Source organism: Leptospira mayottensis 200901116 (assembly GCF_000306675.2).
GTDB lineage: Bacteria > Spirochaetota > Leptospiria > Leptospirales > Leptospiraceae > Leptospira > Leptospira mayottensis.
In genome coordinates this window covers 2,365,001-2,367,500 of the sequence record NZ_CP024871.1, presented here as the reverse complement: position 1 = coordinate 2,367,500, position 2,500 = coordinate 2,365,001, and the positions used below count along the sequence as shown (strand labels likewise).

At 42.0% G+C, this 2,500-nt stretch carries 3 protein-coding genes (2 of these 3 cut by a window edge); all 3 read left to right on the top strand.

All coding sequences use genetic code 11. The features are described from left to right. Tightly spaced (at most 32 nt apart), the 3 genes in view from LEP1GSC190_RS10750 to LEP1GSC190_RS10740 form a layout consistent with a single transcriptional unit that may run on beyond the window. On the top strand, window positions 1-185 hold the 3' portion of the coding sequence (locus tag LEP1GSC190_RS10750) for a lipoprotein LipL31 (protein ID WP_002748035.1). Its footprint begins 526 nt before the window's first position; 185 of the gene's 711 nt are visible here — the last part of the coding sequence; its start codon lies beyond the left edge, outside the window; its stop codon occupies window positions 183-185. Window positions 186-191: 6 nt separating this feature from the next. Continuing rightward, window positions 192-1,034 carry an undecaprenyl-diphosphate phosphatase gene (locus LEP1GSC190_RS10745; RefSeq protein ID WP_036035371.1) on the top strand — a complete coding sequence of 281 codons (843 nt, stop codon included), beginning with the start codon at window positions 192-194 and terminating at the stop codon, window positions 1,032-1,034. Window positions 1,035-1,066: 32 nt separating this feature from the next. Further along, window positions 1,067-2,500, top strand: the 5' portion of a protein-coding gene (locus LEP1GSC190_RS10740) for an LPS-assembly protein LptD (RefSeq protein WP_036035374.1). Its footprint extends 1,542 nt past the window's final position; the window shows 1,434 of its 2,976 coding nt (coding positions 1-1,434); it begins with the start codon at window positions 1,067-1,069; its stop codon lies beyond the right edge, outside the window.

Below are 2,500 nucleotides of genomic sequence, written 5' to 3'. Positions count from 1 at the left end.
TGAAAAAAGATAAGTCACAGGAAATTCTTCCTAAGGTTTTGGAAAGGATCAAGGAACAAGTTTCGATCAAACACAACGATAAGTTCGATCTGGACGCATTCTTAAAGAAAAAGGCCGGTGACGAAACGAGCAAAAAAGAATCCGCAGCTCCTAAAACGGAAGCCCAAAAAACGACCGGGCAGTAAGTTCTCTTGAATCATTATCTGAACGCCTTTCTGAGAAGCATCATTGAGGCGGTTACTGAATTTCTGCCGGTGTCTTCCACAGGGCACCTGTTCTTATTCAGTTCTTTTTTTCCTTTTTCAGGAGAAAGTTTTGAGTTCGACGATCTCTTTGATATTTTCATTCAGAGCGGAGCTATTCTTTCCGTTTTGTTTTTGTATCGGGAAAAATTCAGATCTCAGATGTTTTCTTCCTTCCAATACCTTACAAAACGAAACTCGGACCCGCAAGGATTTTACTTTCTCATTCAAATTGTGATCGGTGCGTTTCCTATTTTGGTCGTGGGATTTATCGCGAAGAAATTTTTGGATACGATCAAAGCAAGGTCGGATTTCTTAGATATTTTGGCGGGTGCTTGGATTTTTGGAGGGATTCTCATTCTCGTTGCGGAATGGTTCTTTCAGAAAAGACAAGGGGCCGAAGAAAACCCACCGGTGGGTTTTCGGGATGCGATTCTCATAGGAATTTTTCAGTGTGTGGCTTTGATTCCCGGAGTTTCCAGATCGGCTGCGACGATCGTTACCGCTCGTTTTTTAAGAAAAGATACTAAGAGTAGTGCGGAGTTTTCCTTTTTTCTTGCAGTGCCGGTTCTTTTCGCCGCCGGAATTTATAAATTGATTAAGCATCGTTCTATCTTGAACGAAACTACGATTCCGGTTTTGGCTTTCGGATTTTTGATTTCTTTTCTCCTTTGTACTCTTGTCATTCGTTTGTTTTTGCGTTATCTACAAAAACATTCATTCGGCGTTTTCGGAATTTATAGAATCTTACTGGGGGTCGGAGTTCTCGTTTTCACTAAGTTTATTAGATGAAAATACAATTTGCGGGAATAATCTGACTCGGAATGTGTCTCCGTTTGATTCTGATTCTGTTTTTTTTACTGTTTGGGACTCCTATTTTTGCGCAGACGGAAGAACAGATTTTGCGTTCGATTACCGAAACGTCTGATCAAAACTCTTCTTCCAGAGATGATAAAAAACTAGCCGTTCTCAGGGCTAAAAACAGACTTTTGGGTAAGTCCATCGATACTCTTTCCGATCGGGAAGTGGACGATCTTTTACTTTCTCTTGGACTAACCCGGGACGGTTCTCTTTTTAACAGAAGAAAACGTCTTCGTGCCGCTTTGGAAGAAACGGTTCCAGCCTCCACAGATCCGATATCTTCTCTCCCACAGTCGAAAAAGGCTCTTCCGATTTCGATCGAAAATGCATCGGAAGGAGAACTTCTTCAGGTAGATAAGAATAAATCGGGTGTGCTCGTTCTTCGTGGTAGAGTTCGTTTGAAACTTCGTTCCGGTTCTCTTGAGGCGGAAACCATTACTGTGGACAGTGAAAGACAGGAGATTTATGCAGAAGGTGGTATTGTCTATAAAGACGGTCGTGCAATCATAGAAGGGGATAAGTTCATCTACGATTTCCGTTTAGAAAAAGGGGTCGTCTACAAAACGAAAGGTACTTTCGCTCCGGCCCACTTTATCGGTGAAAAACTCAAGAAACTCGACGACAAACATTATGCACTTGAGATGGGTTATTTTACGATCTGCAATGCAGAAAAACCTCATTATTCCTTTAAGGTAAACAGACTTTATATCTACGAAGATAAGACCGTTATGGCGACTAACGTTCGTTATCAAGTGGGCGGTACAACGGTTCTTTGGCTTCCGTTTCTTTATAACAGCAATTTAGGAAATGGATGGATTGCTCAAGCGGGTAAGAACAACACTCAGGGATTGTTTCTGCAGACTTCGTATCAATGGTCGAAAATTCCTTCTTTCGCCATGGCTCCTATGGGTTATAAGTTTCGAGCGGACTTTTACGAAAAGACCGGACAGGCGTTCCATCTGGAGATGTGGAACCAAAGTCCTTTTTTAAATTACCTGATCGACATCGGATACGCCAATCATAGAAACTATCAGACCACTTCGGCTTACGAAGATCGTTTTCACAACTTCGGAATTGGTACAGTTGCAGTTACTAATCAAGTGGACCGAGGTGCACTTTTTTCCACGAACCCGAACGCCCCTCTTCGAAATATCGGGCCCGATACGGAACCTTGGTGGAAGGGTCGGATTCTTTTGAACTCTAAAATGAACAATACGGAAAAGGACGTTACCCGAAATATAAGCTTTCAATACGAAAATTATTCCGACAGACTTTTCGAATACGAGTACGGAAACCGCTATGAGCCTGCAAATACGCTTCAATCTCTTTATACGGCTAGGAACGTTCGTATGGGTTTTGTTCGAAACTCTTTGGAATGGAAATTGGATTACACCGAA